Raw genomic sequence first — 15,011 nt, 5'->3', positions numbered from 1 at the left:
TTGTAAGAAGCATCCTACAATCCGACAACGTGCAGGATCTCGGATCCAAAGTGCACCCTATAAGAGAGATATCTGGAGAATCGTGATGGAACGATGGAAGGAGTACCAACTCACTCAACTGTCGTGCACGACGGATATAGATTCCGCATACCGCAGCGCACTCGGCTTTGCTCAGAATATCGGATTTAAATTTTTCGCCTTTTCAGCGACTTGGAAAACCAAACACAATCAGTCCAGTACTATTGGACGGCATAATTTCCCGCCAGGATGGAGCACCGAGTATGCGAACGAAACCTTCAGCTCGATTGATCCGGTAATAGCACATTGCAACCACTCAATGTTGCCCGTGTTGTGGACAGAGCAACTGTTTGCCAACACGCCAACACTTTGGGAAGCGCTTGAAGCGCACGGCATCCAGCACGGTTGGTCCCAAGCGTTGCATGACGAAGAAAGCGGCCTGTGCAGTATCTTCAGTCTGTCGAGGAGCGATTGCCCGATCACCCCTCTGGAACTCTACGAAAACCTTGGATTTTCAGTATTCATGGGGCGCCACCTGCACCAATTGGCGTTGCAATCGTTGCCCATGAAACCACCAGCACCCCACCTGTCCGTTCGGGAAGTCGATGTGCTGAAATTGGCGGCAGCGGGCAAGACCGCAGATGAGAGCGCCAGAATCCTCAATTTGAGCCCGCGCACGATCCATTTCCATATTCAGAGCGCCATCGAGAAACTCGGTGTCAACAATAAGATCTCCGCGATCATAGCGGCCATCAAGGCGGGTTACCTCAACAGTCCGTCGATCCCAAGCTGATGAAAACCTGCAAGTAATCCAGAAGAAAAAAACGTACCATTTGCGACGCCTCCAGAGTGTTGAACGTGTGACTTTTCACGGCGCTGTACACTCGGACGGTTTCGCCCGCTCCGACGCCCCTGGGCCGCGGGATACCCGTTGATCACCCAGAGCCCCGCCCCATGCCCTTGCTCGAAACGCCTTTCGCCCGACTTGACCTGATCCGCCAGCCGGAGCAGCAGAATGAACCGCTGCAAGCATTTGATGCGGCAGACGAATACCTGCTCAATTTCCTGGCGGAGCAACAACCCTCGCTGGACACTCGCGTTCTGGTGCTCAACGATAGCTTTGGTGCATTGGCCGCAAGCCTTGTGGGCAACGTTCAGGTCACCAGCAGCGGCGACTCGTTTCTGGCATTTCAGGGGCTGGAAAAAAACCTGGCCCGTAACGACCTGGCGTTCGATGCCGTGCCGAAGGTTCCTGCCAGTGAAAGCTTCACCGGGCCGTTCGACCGGGTATTGATCCGAGTTCCCAAGACGCTGGCTCTGCTGGAAGAACAATTGATCCGCCTGCAAGCACAACTGGCGCCCGGGGCCCAGGTCATTGCCGCCGCCATGATCAAGCATTTGCCACGTGCCGCCGGGGATCTGCTCGAACGCTACATCGGCCCGGTGCAAGCCTCGCTGGCGGTGAAAAAAGCGCGACTGTTGATCGCCACGGCCGAAGCCAAACCCACGTCAGACTCGCCCTATCCGACACGCTATCGACTCGACACGCCAGCGATCGAACTGCTCAACCATGCCAACGTGTTTTGCCGGGAAGGCCTGGACATCGGCACCCGGGCATTTTTGCCGCACTTGCCCAACGATCTCGGCAGTGCACGGGTGGCTGATCTCGGTTGCGGTAATGGCGTACTGGCCATTGCCAGCGCGTTACAGAACCCGCAAGCGCACTACACGCTGGTGGATGAATCGTTCATGGCCGTGCAATCAGCCGTCGAGAACTGGCGCGCTGCGCTGGGTGATCGAGAAGCGGTCATGCGTGCCGGCGATGGCCTCGCGGGCCAGGAGCCGCAATCGCTGGACGTGGTGTTGTGCAACCCACCTTTCCACCAGCAGCAAGTGGTGGGCGACTTCCTCGCCTGGCGTATGTTCCAGCAGGCGCGCGAAGCGCTGGTGGTGGGCGGAGCCTTGTACATCGTCGGCAATCGCCATCTGGGGTATCACAGCAAGTTGGCGCGCCTGTTCCGCGGTGTCGAGCAAGTGGCGGCCACCCCCAAGTTTGTGATCCTCAAGGCCCGAAAATAATCCCGCGCAAAAAAAACCCTCCAATGTTGGAGGGTTGAAAATCCGTGCCATAAGGCATCGGGATGGGATGAATTCAATGGGTTGAAAGGCCCGCAGCATTCATGAACAGGCGCATCAGGCTCGCGACGACGAACAGCGCCAGCACGCTGCCAGCCCAGATCATCGCCAACCAACCCAGGCGCTTCCACAGCGGCTTTTTCTCGGCGGCCTCGATTTCCTGCAAGGTGTGTTTACCGGTCATGGCGTTGCGCTCCCCTGTCTTGGAGGTGGATGGCGTCTGCATGACGCCATCTCGAACAGCTGGCTAGTGATACCCATCTTCATGGGTGACCTTGCCGCGGAACACGTAATAGCTCCAGAAGGTGTAACCCAGGATGAACGGAATGATGAATAACGTGCCAACCAGCATGAAGCCCTGGCTTTGTGGTGGCGCAGCCGCGTCCCAGATCGAGATCGACGGCGGTACGATGTTCGGCCAGAGACTGATGCCCAGCCCGCTGTAACCCAGGAAGATCAGCACCAGGGTCAACAGGAACGGCGTGTAATGTGCGTTGCGAGCCACGGCTCGGATCAGCCCGTACATCGTCACCAGCACCAGAATCGGCACGGGCAGGAACCAGAACAGGTTCGGCAATGTGAACCAGCGCGCAGCGATTTCGGTATGGGCCAGCGGCGTCCAGACGCTGACGATGCCAATCACCGCCAACAGCACGAAGGCCAACGGCCGCGCCAGATCATGCATTTGCTCCTGTAACTTGCCTTCGGTCTTCATGATCAACCAGGTGCAACCGAGCAACGCATAAGCCACCACCAGTGCTGCCCCACAGAACATCGTGAACGGCGTCAGCCAGTCCAGTGAGCCACCGGCAAACTGACGGTTGACCACCGGTAACCCGTCGATGAATGCACCCAGGGCAACACCCTGGAAAAACGTCGCCGCTACCGAACCGCCAATGAAGGCCTTGTCCCAAAGATGACGTTTCTCATCCTTGGCCTTGAATCGGAACTCAAACGCCACCCCCCGAAAGATGAGCCCGATCAGCATGAAGATCAGCGGCAGGTACAACGCTGAGAGCACCACCGAATAAGCCAGTGGAAACGCTCCGAACAACGCTGCGCCGCCCAGGACCAGCCAGGTTTCATTACCGTCCCAGACCGGCGCAACAGTGTTCATCATCACGTCGCGGTCGGTCTTGCCTGGGATGAACGGGAAAAGAATCCCGATGCCCAGGTCAAAGCCGTCCATGACCACGTACATCATGATGCCGAAGATGATGATCACGGCCCAGATCAGCGGAAGATCAATACCCATGATTCAAATCTCCTTGTTCAGGCTGCGAGGGTCATCACCATCAAGGCCGTCATCGTCAGCGGCGGACAGCGGACGAGCCGGCGTGCGTTTTTTGCCTGGACCACCGTCTTTGGTTTCCTTGCCTTCATCCGTGGTCGGCCCCTTGCGTACCAACCGCATCATGTAGCTCAAACCGGCACCGAACAGCGCGAAATACACCACCACGAACAACACCAGGGTGATGCTCATCTGTATGACGCTGTGATTGGACGACGCATCCGCCGTGCGCATCAGGCCGTAGACCACCCACGGCTGTCGCCCGATTTCAGTGGTGAACCAGCCCGCAAGAATCGCAATCAGGCCGGACGGCCCCATCCATAGCGCCAGATAAAGGAATGGTCGGGACGTGTACAACTTGTCGCTTTTGCGCAGCCAAAGGCTCCAGAGCCCCGTGAAGATCATCAGAAGCCCCAGGCCGACCATGACCCGGAACGACCAGAACACGATCGTCGAATTCGGCCGGTCTTCAGGCGGAAACTCTTTGAGGGCCGGCACCTGCTTGTCCAGGGAGTGCGTGAGTATCAGGCTGCCCAGGTATGGAATTTCGACGGCGAATTTGGTTTTTTCCTCTTTCATGTCCGGCCAGCCGAACAGGATCAGAGGGGTCGCTTCGTCGCCCTTGTTCTCCCAATGGCCCTCGATTGCGGCGATTTTCGCTGGCTGGTGTTCAAGCGTGTTGAGCCCGTGGAAGTCGCCGATGACAGCCTGGATGGGGGCGACGATCAACGCCATCCACATCGCCATCGACAGCATCTTGCGAATCGCCGGGTTGTCCTTGCCGCGCAGCAAGTGCCAGGCCGCCGAGGAGCCGACGAAGAACGCCGTGGCAACGAATGCCGCCGTGGCCATGTGCATCAGGCGGTAGGGGAAAGACGGGTTGAAGATAACCGCGAACCAATCAGTCGGGATCACTTGGCCGTTGACGATTTCAAAGCCCTGGGGCGTTTGCATCCAGCTGTTGGACGCAAGAATCCAGAAGGTCGAGATCAGCGTACCGATAGCAACCATGACCGTGGAGAAAAAGTGCAGATTGCGTCCCACCTTGTTCCACCCGAACAGCATCACCCCCAGGAAACCGGCTTCGAGGAAGAAGGCCATGAGCACCTCGTAGGTCAGCAATGGGCCAGTCACCGATCCGGCGAAGTCCGAAAACCGGCTCCAGTTGGTACCGAACTGATAGGCCATCACCAACCCGGACACCACGCCCATGCCAAAATTGACGGCAAATATTTTCGACCAGAAGTGGTAAAGGTCCCGGTAGGTATCGTTGTTGGTCTTCAGCCACAGGCCTTCGAGCACCGCCAGGTAACTCGCCAGGCCGATGGTGATGGCCGGGAACAGGATGTGAAACGAGATGGTGAACGCAAACTGAATCCGGGCGAGTTCAAGCGCCTCCAAACCGAACATAAGTCTTCCTCTGTCAGGTAATACGGGCTGAAGGCTTGCGGCCTACATCCACTGCCCCCACGGATATGGAGTGTGGCGAATTTCAATTCGTTCTTTTTTTAGCTGCATCACAACGTGGGGATTCTGGCCATCCGGCCGCCGGACCCATTCCGGAAAAGGCATTGATCTGGATCAAGCTTGTATCAAAGAGTAGTCCGATTTTCGGCGATGGACGGTGTGGTCTTTTGCCGCGTGACAGGTTGCCTCATAGGATTTGAAGAGATAGATGTCTTGCTAACAAATTTTTCACAGCGGCAACTTTTGGTTACAGGTAGGTGATAATCTCGCCGTTCCCTTTGCTCAAGATCTGCCTCTGATGCCCAGCCAAGCGCCTTTGCTGTTACGTCATCATCGTCCTTTCATTGCGTTCTGGCTGGCCCGGGTTTTTACCGCCAGCGGCTTCCAGATGCTCACCGTGGCCATCGGCTGGAACCTTTATCAGCTGACCGGCAACGTGCTGGACCTGGGCTTGGTCGGCCTGGTGGAGTTCGCTCCCCGGGTTCTGTTCATGCTGCACACCGGGCATGTCGCGGACCGATATGACCGACGCAAGGTCGCGGCGATCTGCCAGTCGCTGCAAGCGCTGATCGCATTGACCTTGGCCATTGGTGGGGCCACGGGCCACGTCACCCGGGAAATGATCTTCATCCTCGCGTTCCTGCTCGGTGCGGCCCGCTCGTTCGAGATGCCGACGACCCAGGCGCTACTGCCGAGCATCGTGCCCCCCGCGTTGTTCCCCCGAGCCGTCGCCGCGGCGCAGTCGGCGCAACAATCGGCGACCATCGTCGCCCCGGCTCTCGGCGGCTTGCTCTACGCCTTTGGCAGCGTCTGGGTGTATGGGCCGACCGTTGTTCTGTACGTCATCGCCTGCGCGTTGATGCTTAACCTGCCGGCTCGGCAGACACCGCTGAACAAGGGCAAGGCGACCCTGGACTCTCTGCTGGCCGGCATTCGCTTCATCCGCAGCCGTCCGGACATTCTCGGCGCGATTTCCCTGGACCTCTTTGCCGTGCTGCTGGGCGGAGCAACCGCGCTGCTGCCCGTGTTCGCCAAGGACATCCTGCTGACAGGGGCGTGGGGGCTAGGTCTGCTGCGCTCGGCTCCTGCGGTGGGGGCATTGTTGATGTCGCTGTGGCTGGCGCGGTTCTCCGTGGATCGCCATGTCGGTCGGGTGATGTTTACCGCTGTCGGCGTGTTCGGGGTCGCGACCATCGCCTTCGGCCTCTCGACTTCGTTCTGGTTTTCCCTGGCGGTCCTGGTCGTACTGGGCGCGGCTGACATGATCAGCATGGTGATCCGGGCCTCCTTCGTGCAACTGGAAACACCGGACGAGATGCGCGGCCGGGTCAGCGCCGTGAATGGCCTGTTCATCGGCGCCTCCAACCAGTTGGGCGAGTTCGAATCCGGCGTCACGGCCCATTGGTTCGGCACCGTGCCGGCGGTGGTCATGGGCGGACTTGGTACATTGGTAGTGACCGGGGTCTGGATCAAGCTGTTCCCGACCCTGGCCAATCGTGACCGCATGCATGTGCCGGCTGAAGAAGCCAAGGTCTAGAGCAGCTTGTCGAGGGTGATGGGGAAGTCCCGCACCCGCCTGCCGGTGGCGTGGTAGATGGCGTTGGCGACCGCCGCCGCCACCCCGACAATGCCGATCTCGCCAACGCCCTTTGAACCCAGCGCATTGACAATTTTGTCGTGTTCTTCGACGAACAGCACGTCAATGTCGCCGATATCGGCGTTCACCGGGATGTGATACTCGGCCAGGCTGTGGTTCATGTGCCGCCCCAATGCATGGTCGGTTTGTGTTTCCTCGTGCAACGCCATGCCGATACCCCACACTACCCCGCCCAGGATCTGGCTACGCGCCATTTTCGGATTGACCACCCGACCTGCGGCGATGGCGCTGACCACGCGATTGACCTTCACCGAACCCAAATCCTCGTCCACCAGCACTTCCACAAACACGGCGGAATGGGTTGCAGTGGCGTAGGCTTCACGTTGTTGATCAGGTTCGGCATCTACCTGGACCTCAATCAGCGCTTCACCGCTGCTTCGGACCAGCTCGGCAAGATCGATTTGTGCTTCACCAAACGACAAGTGGCCCGCTTCGAAAACAGCCTGCTCAGCTGTTACGCTGGTGAATTGCGCCGACGTCTGACGCGCCACGGCCAGCAGTTTTTCCTTCAACGCCTCACAGGCCTGCTGCACGGCCGTGCCGACCGACGATACGGTGAACGAGCCACCCTGCAAGGGTGCCTTCGGCAATGAAGAGTCGCCGAGGACAAAGGTGACATTTTTCAAAGAGACGCCTGACGCTTGCGCCGCGATTTGCGTCATCACCGTGTAGGTTCCGGTGCCGATGTCAGTGGTCGCGCTGCTGACCGTCAGCTTGCCCTGTTGATCGAGCGATGCCTTCGCACTGGCCTTCTGCTGCATCGCCTCCCAGACGCCACCGGCCATGCCCCAACCTACCAACTGCTGGCCCTGACGCATGCTGCGTGGCTCAGGATTGCGCTGGTCCCAGCCAAAACGCTGGGCACCCTGGGCATAACATTGACGCAACGCCTTGCTGGAGTAAGGTTTGTCCTCGTTCTGGTTGCGCTCGGCGTAATTGAGCAAGCGCAATTGCACGGGATCAATCGCCAATGCGCAGGCCATTTCATCCATCGCACACTCCAGGCCGATGAGCCCCAGCGCCGCACCGGGAGCGCGCATGTCCAGTGGCGTATAAACGTCGAGTGGCAGCAGCTTGTAGTCCAGCTGCACATGGTCGCAGTGATAAAGCATGCCGCTCCACTCAACCACATGTTCAGTGAAGTCTTCGAACCGCGAAGTCTGGCCAATGGCGGTGTGCGCCAGGGCGAGCAAACGCCCGTTCGCAGCTACGCCCAATTGCAGGCGTTGCAGGGTGCGCGGGCGATAGCCGAAGGTGAACATCTGCTGGCGAGTGAGGGTCACGCGGACGGAACGCTTGAGATGTAACGCCGCCATCACCGCCAACGGAAGCTGGTATTGCGGACGCAGGCCGGACCCGAACGCCCCGCCGACATAAGCTGCGAATACTCTGACCTGATCCTTCTCCAGGCCAAATACCTTCTGCACATACGACTGACAGTTCTGCGTGCCTTGCGTCTTGTCGTGAATGTGCAGGCTGCCATCGGCCTGGTAAAGCACCGTACTGGCATGCGGTTCCATCGGATTGTGGTGTTCGATCGGCGTGCTGTAGTTAAGGTCCAGACTCAAGGCGGCACCGGCAAACTCAGCCTGAAAATTCCCACGAGGTTTTGGCAGTTCGGCTGGCGCCGGATAGGCTTGGCCTCGCAGGCTCAACAGATCGGTCTGGTGTGGTTCGGCTTCGTATTCAACGGTGATCAATGAGCCGGCATGCCGAGCCAGTTCCAGGTTATCCGCGACTACCAACGCCAGGGGCTGTCCGCTGTACAACACTTTGTCGTTGTACAGCGGGCGAAACGGAGATCCTTCGGCCGAATCCGCGTCTTCGTAAGGCTCGTCGTAGCCGGCGACGCCTGGCCGATTGGTGTGGTCGATCACCGCGACCACGCCGGGCAACGCCAAGGCTTTCGACGCATCGATGCGGATCACGCGGCCGCAGGCGATATTGCTGGAAACGACACTGCCGTGTAGCAACCCCTCTTCGGGAAACTCCCCGGCATAACGTGCCTGGCCGGTGACCTTGAGGCGTCCTTCGACGCGATCCACCGGTTGCCCCACAGGTTGGGTAGAAGTCTTCATCAGGCGTGCCCTCCCTTCGCGGCAGTGCTCAGGGCGCGAATGATGGCTCGGCGCGCCAGTGCCACTTTAAAAGCGTTGTGATCCAGAGGTTCGGCGTTCTGCAGCAAGGCATTGGCCGCAACGCTGAAGGTTTCCTGCGTGGCTGCCTTGCCCACCAGGGCGGTCTCTACCGCTTCATCGCGCCAGGGTTTATGCGCCACACCGCCGACCGCCAGGCGTGCCTCACGAATGACCGGCCCAGATAAATCAAGTGCCGCCGCGACTGATACCAGGGCAAAGGCATAGGACGCACGATCCCGGATTTTCAGGTAATGGCTGTGCTCGGCAAAACCTGCCGCTGGCAGCTCGATTGCCGTCACCAGCTCGTCATCCGCCAGTTGGTTATCCCGCTCAGGGGTATCGCCTGGCAGGCGGTGGAAATCGGCGAACTCAATGCTGCGTACACCGCTGCGCCCCTGGACGTGGACCGTCGCGCACAAGGCGGCGAGTGCAACACACATGTCCGAAGGATGCGTAGCCACACACTGCGAACTGGCGCCCAGAATCGCGTGAATACGGTTGAGTCCTGCCCGCGCCGGACAGCCACTACCCGGCTCGCGCTTGTTACACGGCACACTGGCGTCATAGAAGTAATAGCAGCGCGTACGCTGCAACAAATTGCCGCCCGTGCTGGCCATGTTGCGCAATTGCGGGGAGGCGCCCGCAAGTATTGCCTGCGACAGCATTGGGTAACGTTGTTCTATCAAGGGGTGCCACGCCAGGTCGGCGTTGCTGACCAACGCGCCGATCATCACCCCGCCCGTGGCTGTTTCACTGACTTCGTTGAGTGCAAGCCCGGTGATGTCGATCAGTTGCGCCGGGCGCGCGACGTTTTCCTTCATCAAGTCCAGCAGGTTCGTACCGCCTGCGATGAAGCGCGACGCCGGACCGGCGAGTTGAACGGCCTCTTGCACTGAGGCGGGCTTGCTGTAATGGAAAGGGTTCATTGGCCACCTCCCTGCCCGGCGCGTTGACGGCAGGCTGGCAGCGCTTCCTCAATCGCTGCACGGATGTTGCTATAGGCGCCACACCGGCAGAGGTTCCCACTCATCATTTCGGCAATCTGCGCACTGGATTGCGCCCGTCCTTCAGTGGCCAGGCCCACCGCCGAGCAGATTTGCCCTGGCGTGCAATAACCGCATTGAAAGGCGTCGTGCTTGATAAAGGCTTGCTGCATGGGGTGCAACTCGTCACCGCTGGCCAGGCCTTCAATGGTGGTGACTTCGGCCCCCTCGCACATCACTGCCAACGTCAGGCAGGCATTTACGCGCTTGCCATCGCGCAGCACCGTGCAGGCGCCGCATTGGCCGTGATCGCAGCCCTTTTTCGTGCCGATCAAGTCCAGTTGCTCGCGCAGCATATCCAGCAGTGTGATCCAGGGCAGGACTTCAAGCCGGACCTCCTTGCCGTTGAGTATCAGCGCCAACGGATGACGGACAAACGACGGCGGCGTCGCGTCAGGAAGGGTCGCGTTCATATACACCTCACGGTTGGTCGTACGTTCGCGGCGTTTTCGCAAACCGCCGTCATAAGGGGTACGACTTCGGGGGTGTTTGAGCGTTCAAGGAGATTGATCAGAGGATAACCAGCCCGCCACCTGGGCTTCGCACGCCCGCACCTTTCGCGGGTACTGCATGGTCATGCACGGTCAGCACGGACCCTGTGATCTCTGGCAAGCAGAGCAGCGGGAGCAGCCGGTCATCGAACGGCTCGCTGTTCACGCCTGTCTACACCACCAATTCCCCCGCCACCGCCGCTCTTATGGCTTTGCCGCAAAGTTGTTCCACCAGTGTCAGGGCAAACTCCAGAGCGCTCCCCGAGCCCTGGGCCGTTACGCAGTTGCCATCGACCACCACCGGTTGATCGACGAAGTTGCAGCCTGACAATTGGTGGCTGATTGACGGCAGGCAGGTCATGCGGCGCTGGCGCAAGGCGCCGCTCGCTTGCAACGCCAAGGCCGGAGCTTCGCCGATACCGGCGAACAGTCGACCCGCCTTCACCTGATCCTTGATCAATTGTTGCAAGGGTTGATGGGCTGATAGATGTTGCGCACCTACCGCTCCCCCAGGCAATGCGATCAGGTCGAAAGGCTGGGCCAGTACATCGACCAGCATCGCATCAGCTGTGATGCGGGTGCCGCGGGCACAGGTGAGCATGCGTCGCCCTTCGATACTGGCGACTACCACTTCTACCTTTGCGCGGCGCAAGACGTCGACCAGGGTCACGGCTTGCAGGTCGTCGATGCCCTCGGCGAGGGGAATCAAAGCTCTATAGGTCATGGGCGAAATCCGCAGGATGATCCTTAAAGCGTAGCCAGCTTTGCTGACCCTTGTTCAAGCGCGCCGTTACTTGATGTAAAGCTGCGTCGACATCGTGTTGCCCGGCGCGTTGATGGAGGTGTTGCTGAAGGTGAAGGTGCCTTCCTGCTTGCCGGCCAGATCAAAGACGTACAGGTAGCCGACAGTTCTTCTGCCAACCGTGCATTCGGTCAGGTTGCCGTTATCGAAGGCGCAGACCGGCGTGCGCGTACCATTGACCGTAAAACCGTCGAGCCCGACCTGGGCTGCGCGCCCGTAACCGACCTCCAGCACATAGACCTTGATGTTCGGCCCACTGTGATCGCAGCGAGTCCGTTCCTGCCCTGGATCGATGCTCTCGAAACCACAGGCCGGCGATTCGACCTTGAGCACCTTGACCTGGCTCAACGGCGCAGCCGAAGCAGCCATAGCGGCCTGCCCTCCCAGCGAGAAGGCCGCGAAAGCGCCGAACAAGGTGATCCAACTCTTTTTCATGTCATTCCCGCCCCCAAAATCCAGCGCGCAGTATGGCGCACTTGGCTTTAACGCAAAACATCGACGACGATCACCGCCTTAAGCAGCCACAACGCTACGCTGCTGGTATGATGCGCGGCTTTTTCCGACCCGCAGAAAAATCCCAGGCATCTGGAACGGTCTGTGCTTTGCTGTTGAGGTCGATACATTCACGGCGCCGGGCGCGCCACGGGGAGCAGACATGCTGGAAAGGCTGTTTCAACTCAAGGCACACAACACCAATGTGCGCACCGAAATACTGGCGGGCATCACAACCTTCCTGGCCATGGCCTACATTCTGTTCGTCAACCCGAGCATCCTCGGCGAGACCGGCATGGACAAGGGCGCCGTCTTTGTCGCGACCTGCCTGGCAGCCGCCATCGGCTCCACGGTCATGGGCCTGATCGCCAACTACCCGATCGCCCTCGCGCCGGGCATGGGCCTCAACGCCTTCTTTACCTACACCGTGGTCCTGCACATGGGTCATACCTGGCAAGTGGCGCTGGGGGCGGTGTTCATTTCCGCGGTGCTGTTCTTTCTGCTGTCGATCTTCCGCATCCGCGAATGGATCATCAACAGCATCCCGCTGCCGCTGCGCTCGGCGATCGCCGCCGGTATCGGCCTGTTCCTGGCGCTGATTGCCCTGCACAACGCCGGCATCGTCGTCAGCAACCCGGCAACCATGGTGGGCCTGGGTGACCTGAAACAACCGGCACCGATCCTCGCGACGCTCGGCTTTGCCTTGATCGTTGCTCTCGAAGCCCTGGCCGTTCGCGGCGCCGTGTTGATCGGCATTTTGACCGTGACCATCGTTTCGATCCTGATGGGTTTTACCGAGTTTGGCGGCGTGACGTCGATGCCGCCGTCCCTGGCGCCGACCTTCCTGCAACTGGACATCAAGGGCGCACTGGACATCGGCTTGGTCAGCGTGATCTTCGCCTTCCTGTTCGTCGACCTGTTCGACAACTCCGGCACCCTGATCGGCGTTGCCAAGCGTGCCGGCCTGATGGGCAAGGACGGCCACATGCCAAAAATGGGCCGCGCGCTGATCGCCGACAGCACCGCGGCCATGGCCGGCTCGCTGCTGGGCACGTCGACCACCACCAGTTACATCGAATCGGCCGCCGGCGTCAGTGCCGGGGGCCGCACCGGCCTGACCGCTATCGTGGTTGCGATCCTGTTCCTGCTGGCGCTGTTCTTCTCGCCGCTGGCCGCCAGCGTCCCGGCTTTCGCCACTGCACCGGCGCTGCTGTTCGTCGCCGTACTGATGACGTCCGGCCTGGCCGAAATAGACTGGGAAGACATCACGGTAGCCGCGCCAGTGGTAGTGACCGCCCTGGCCATGCCATTCACGTACTCCATCGCCAATGGCATCGCTTTCGGCTTTATTTCCTGGACCGCGATCAAGTTGCTTTCCGGTCGTGGTCGTGAGCTGAACCCGGCGCTGGTGATCCTGTCGATTCTGTTCGTGATCAAGTTGGGTTGGTTCAACGCATGACTTTTGATTCCCAGGCTTACGCCGTCCAGCTCGAAGAAAAAGCCACGCGTCTGCGTGGCCTGCTGGCACCTTTCGATGCGCCCGCGCCTGCGGTGTTCGACTCACCGCTGAAGAACTTCCGCCTGCGCGCCGAGTTCCGCCTGTGGCGTGAAGCCGGCGAACGCCATTACGCAATGTTCTCCCAGGAAGACAAACGCACGCCGATCCTGATCGAAGAATTCCCGATTGCCAGCCTGCGCATCAACCAATTGATGCCCCAGCTCAAGGCCGCCTGGCAAGCCAGTTCGGCCCTGAGCCACAAGCTGTTTCAGGTGGAGTTCCTAACCACCCTGGCCGGCGACGCGATGATCACCTTGTGCTATCACCGCCCTCTGGATGAGCATTGGCATGCAGCAGCATCGAAGCTGGCGGCCGACCTGAACGTCAGTGTAATCGGTCGTTCCAAGGGCAAACGCGAAGTGATCGGTCACGACTACGTGGTCGAACAGCTCGAGGCCGGTGGCCGCACATTCAGCTACCGCCAACCGGAAGGTGCATTCACGCAGCCCAATGGCACGGTCAACCAGAAGATGCTCAATTGGGCCTACGATGCATTGGGCGAGCGCACTGACGATTTGCTGGAGCTGTATTGCGGCAATGGCAACTTCACCCTGCCCCTCGCGACTCGCGTGCGCAAAGTGCTGGCCACCGAGATCAGCAAGACCTCGGTCAACGCAGCCCTGAGCAACCTCAGCGACAATGCTGTGGATAACGTCACGCTCGTGCGCCTTTCCGCCGAAGAGCTGACCGAAGCGCTTAACGAAGTCCGTCCGTTCCGTCGACTGCACGGCATCGACCTCAAGAGCTACGAGTTCGGCAGCGTCTTCGTCGACCCGCCACGTGCCGGCATGGACCCGGACACTTGCGAACTGACCCGACGCTTCGACAATATTCTGTACATTTCCTGCAACCCGCAGACCCTGGCGGACAACATCGCCCAGTTGCACGACACCCATCGCATCACCCGCTGCGCGATGTTCGACCAGTTTCCGTGGACCCACCACATGGAATCCGGGGTGTTGTTGACCCGACGTTGATTGCCACCGTGCACTACAAACCAGCCGTCATTGCGACGGCTTTTTTGTGCGCGCTCATTCGGTGACTTCTGTCTTTCGCGGACGCCCGCCCTTGCGACCGTTGGCCCGGGCGGCCTCGGCCTTGGCAGCGCTGCTCTGGCGCCCATTGCGCGAGGCGACCACTGAGGCCGCCATGTCCATCAACGGCTTGCTCGCCGAGATCAACCCGGCGATGGACACCTGCAGATCCTTGCCTTCATGACACAAGGCAGTCCCGGAAAAACCGACGGTCAACCCCGCGAAATCATCGACCTCGAAATCATCGAATTCCACATAATTGCGCACGGGCAGCAGTACGCCACTGCCATCGATGAAACCGAGCACCAGGCACGGTTCTGCAAACGTCACCGACGTGACTTGCAAACTGTTTTTGCGGCGCATTTGCCCACGCTGAATGGCCTCATCCAGCAAGGACTCGGTGACGGGTCGATCAACCAGCGTCCCGGCTTCTATTGTTTTCATAGTTGGATCTCCACCCCTTGCGCAGCGCCCAACAGCGCCAGCAGGGTCTTGTTTGTCTCGGGCTCATAGCAGGCCGAGTCAATCATGTAGGTCGTGGTGGCAATGCGTTTCACCACCACGACTTCGCTGGTCTGCCAGTCCCACACCTGATGGTCGAGGCAGACCGTTTGCAACTTGTCCCACCAGACCGAACGGGCACGTCGCAAATGGGCCGGCTGCCCGAGTGCGAGACGCAAGCCTTCCAGAACAGCTACAGGCGGCCGGTTGTACACGGGAACCACATCCCACAGTTCGACGCTGTTATGCCAGTAGCTGAACTTGAAGCGTGCGCTCCAGGCACCGGCGTCCACATGTGCATGGGGCGGACAATGTTCATCGCGCAACATGATCACGACCGAAAGGCCTTTGTAGCTGAACAATTTCATACTAACCCATCCGTT

The 15,011-nt window shown here is 59.7% G+C and carries 15 protein-coding genes; 5 read left to right on the top strand and 10 right to left on the bottom strand.

From position 1 onward, the window contains the following. The first annotated feature begins 85 nt into the window (after window positions 1–85). Together AB4N64_RS28715 and AB4N64_RS28710 are read left to right on the top strand one after the other, a co-directional pair. On the top strand, window positions 86–811 hold the full coding sequence (locus tag AB4N64_RS28715) for a LuxR family transcriptional regulator (RefSeq protein ID WP_460120685.1): 726 nt from the start codon (window positions 86–88) through the stop codon (window positions 809–811). A gap of 161 nt (window positions 812–972) precedes the next feature. Next, window positions 973–2,097: a methyltransferase gene (locus AB4N64_RS28710; RefSeq protein ID WP_460120683.1), complete on the top strand. Its 1,125-nt coding sequence runs from the start codon at window positions 973–975 to the stop codon at window positions 2,095–2,097. A gap of 73 nt (window positions 2,098–2,170) precedes the next feature. On the opposite strand, the gene AB4N64_RS28705 is transcribed toward AB4N64_RS28710, so the two are convergent. From AB4N64_RS28705 to AB4N64_RS28695, 3 genes are all read right to left on the bottom strand, one after another. Further along, a complete protein-coding gene (locus tag AB4N64_RS28705; RefSeq protein WP_460126889.1) occupies window positions 2,171–2,338 on the bottom strand; it encodes a DUF2474 domain-containing protein in 168 nt (55 codons plus the stop codon). A 63-nt stretch (window positions 2,339–2,401) separates the two neighbouring features. After that, window positions 2,402–3,409, bottom strand: a complete 1,008-nt coding sequence (cydB, locus tag AB4N64_RS28700; protein ID WP_460120681.1) for a cytochrome d ubiquinol oxidase subunit II — start codon at window positions 3,407–3,409, stop codon at window positions 2,402–2,404. A 3-nt stretch (window positions 3,410–3,412) separates the two neighbouring features. After that, window positions 3,413–4,855, bottom strand: a complete 1,443-nt coding sequence (locus tag AB4N64_RS28695; RefSeq protein ID WP_460120679.1) for a cytochrome ubiquinol oxidase subunit I — start codon at window positions 4,853–4,855, stop codon at window positions 3,413–3,415. 355 nt (window positions 4,856–5,210) lie between these two features. On the opposite strand from AB4N64_RS28695, the gene AB4N64_RS28690 reads away from it, so the two are divergent. Then, the gene (locus tag AB4N64_RS28690) at window positions 5,211–6,449 is read left to right on the top strand and encodes an MFS transporter (protein WP_460120677.1); all 1,239 of its coding nucleotides are present in this window, start codon (window positions 5,211–5,213) and stop codon (window positions 6,447–6,449) included. Here the strand turns inward: AB4N64_RS28690 and AB4N64_RS28685 are convergent. The 5 genes from AB4N64_RS28685 to AB4N64_RS28665 form a co-directional block, all read right to left on the bottom strand. After that, a complete protein-coding gene (locus AB4N64_RS28685; protein WP_460120675.1) occupies window positions 6,446–8,647 on the bottom strand; it encodes a xanthine dehydrogenase family protein molybdopterin-binding subunit in 2,202 nt (733 codons plus the stop codon). The two genes, AB4N64_RS28690 and AB4N64_RS28685, sit on opposite strands and share 4 nt — an antisense overlap. Then, window positions 8,647–9,633, bottom strand: coding sequence for an FAD binding domain-containing protein (locus AB4N64_RS28680; RefSeq protein ID WP_460120673.1), 987 nt, complete (start codon window positions 9,631–9,633; stop codon window positions 8,647–8,649). The genes AB4N64_RS28685 and AB4N64_RS28680 overlap by 1 nt, the downstream gene beginning before the upstream one ends. Next, window positions 9,630–10,163: a (2Fe-2S)-binding protein gene (locus tag AB4N64_RS28675; RefSeq protein WP_460120671.1), complete on the bottom strand. Its 534-nt coding sequence runs from the start codon at window positions 10,161–10,163 to the stop codon at window positions 9,630–9,632. Before AB4N64_RS28675 ends, AB4N64_RS28680 begins: the two co-directional genes overlap by 4 nt. Before the next feature lie 250 nt (window positions 10,164–10,413). Then, window positions 10,414–10,965, bottom strand: coding sequence for a DJ-1 family glyoxalase III (locus tag AB4N64_RS28670; RefSeq protein WP_460120669.1), 552 nt, complete (start codon window positions 10,963–10,965; stop codon window positions 10,414–10,416). 66 nt (window positions 10,966–11,031) lie between these two features. Next, a complete protein-coding gene (locus AB4N64_RS28665) occupies window positions 11,032–11,478 on the bottom strand; it encodes a DUF4879 domain-containing protein (protein WP_460120668.1) in 447 nt (148 codons plus the stop codon). A gap of 220 nt (window positions 11,479–11,698) precedes the next feature. Here AB4N64_RS28665 and AB4N64_RS28660 point away from each other — a divergent pair, with 220 nt between their 5' ends. Both AB4N64_RS28660 and trmA read left to right on the top strand, forming a co-directional pair. Continuing rightward, window positions 11,699–12,994, top strand: coding sequence for an NCS2 family permease (locus AB4N64_RS28660; protein ID WP_460120666.1), 1,296 nt, complete (start codon window positions 11,699–11,701; stop codon window positions 12,992–12,994). Further along, window positions 12,991–14,070, top strand: coding sequence for a tRNA (uridine(54)-C5)-methyltransferase TrmA (gene trmA, locus AB4N64_RS28655; RefSeq protein ID WP_460120664.1), 1,080 nt, complete (start codon window positions 12,991–12,993; stop codon window positions 14,068–14,070). Before AB4N64_RS28660 ends, trmA begins: the two co-directional genes overlap by 4 nt. Before the next feature lie 54 nt (window positions 14,071–14,124). On the opposite strand, the gene AB4N64_RS28650 is transcribed toward trmA, so the two are convergent. Next, window positions 14,125–14,571, bottom strand: a complete 447-nt coding sequence (locus tag AB4N64_RS28650; RefSeq protein WP_460120662.1) for a DUF2442 domain-containing protein — start codon at window positions 14,569–14,571, stop codon at window positions 14,125–14,127. Next, window positions 14,568–14,996, bottom strand: coding sequence for a DUF4160 domain-containing protein (locus AB4N64_RS28645; RefSeq protein WP_460120660.1), 429 nt, complete (start codon window positions 14,994–14,996; stop codon window positions 14,568–14,570). Before AB4N64_RS28645 ends, AB4N64_RS28650 begins: the two co-directional genes overlap by 4 nt. Window positions 14,997–15,011 lie beyond the last annotated feature (15 nt).

It is taken from the genome of Pseudomonas sp. S2_C03, assembly GCF_054668405.1.
This window is presented reverse-complemented; position numbering and strand designations above follow the sequence as displayed.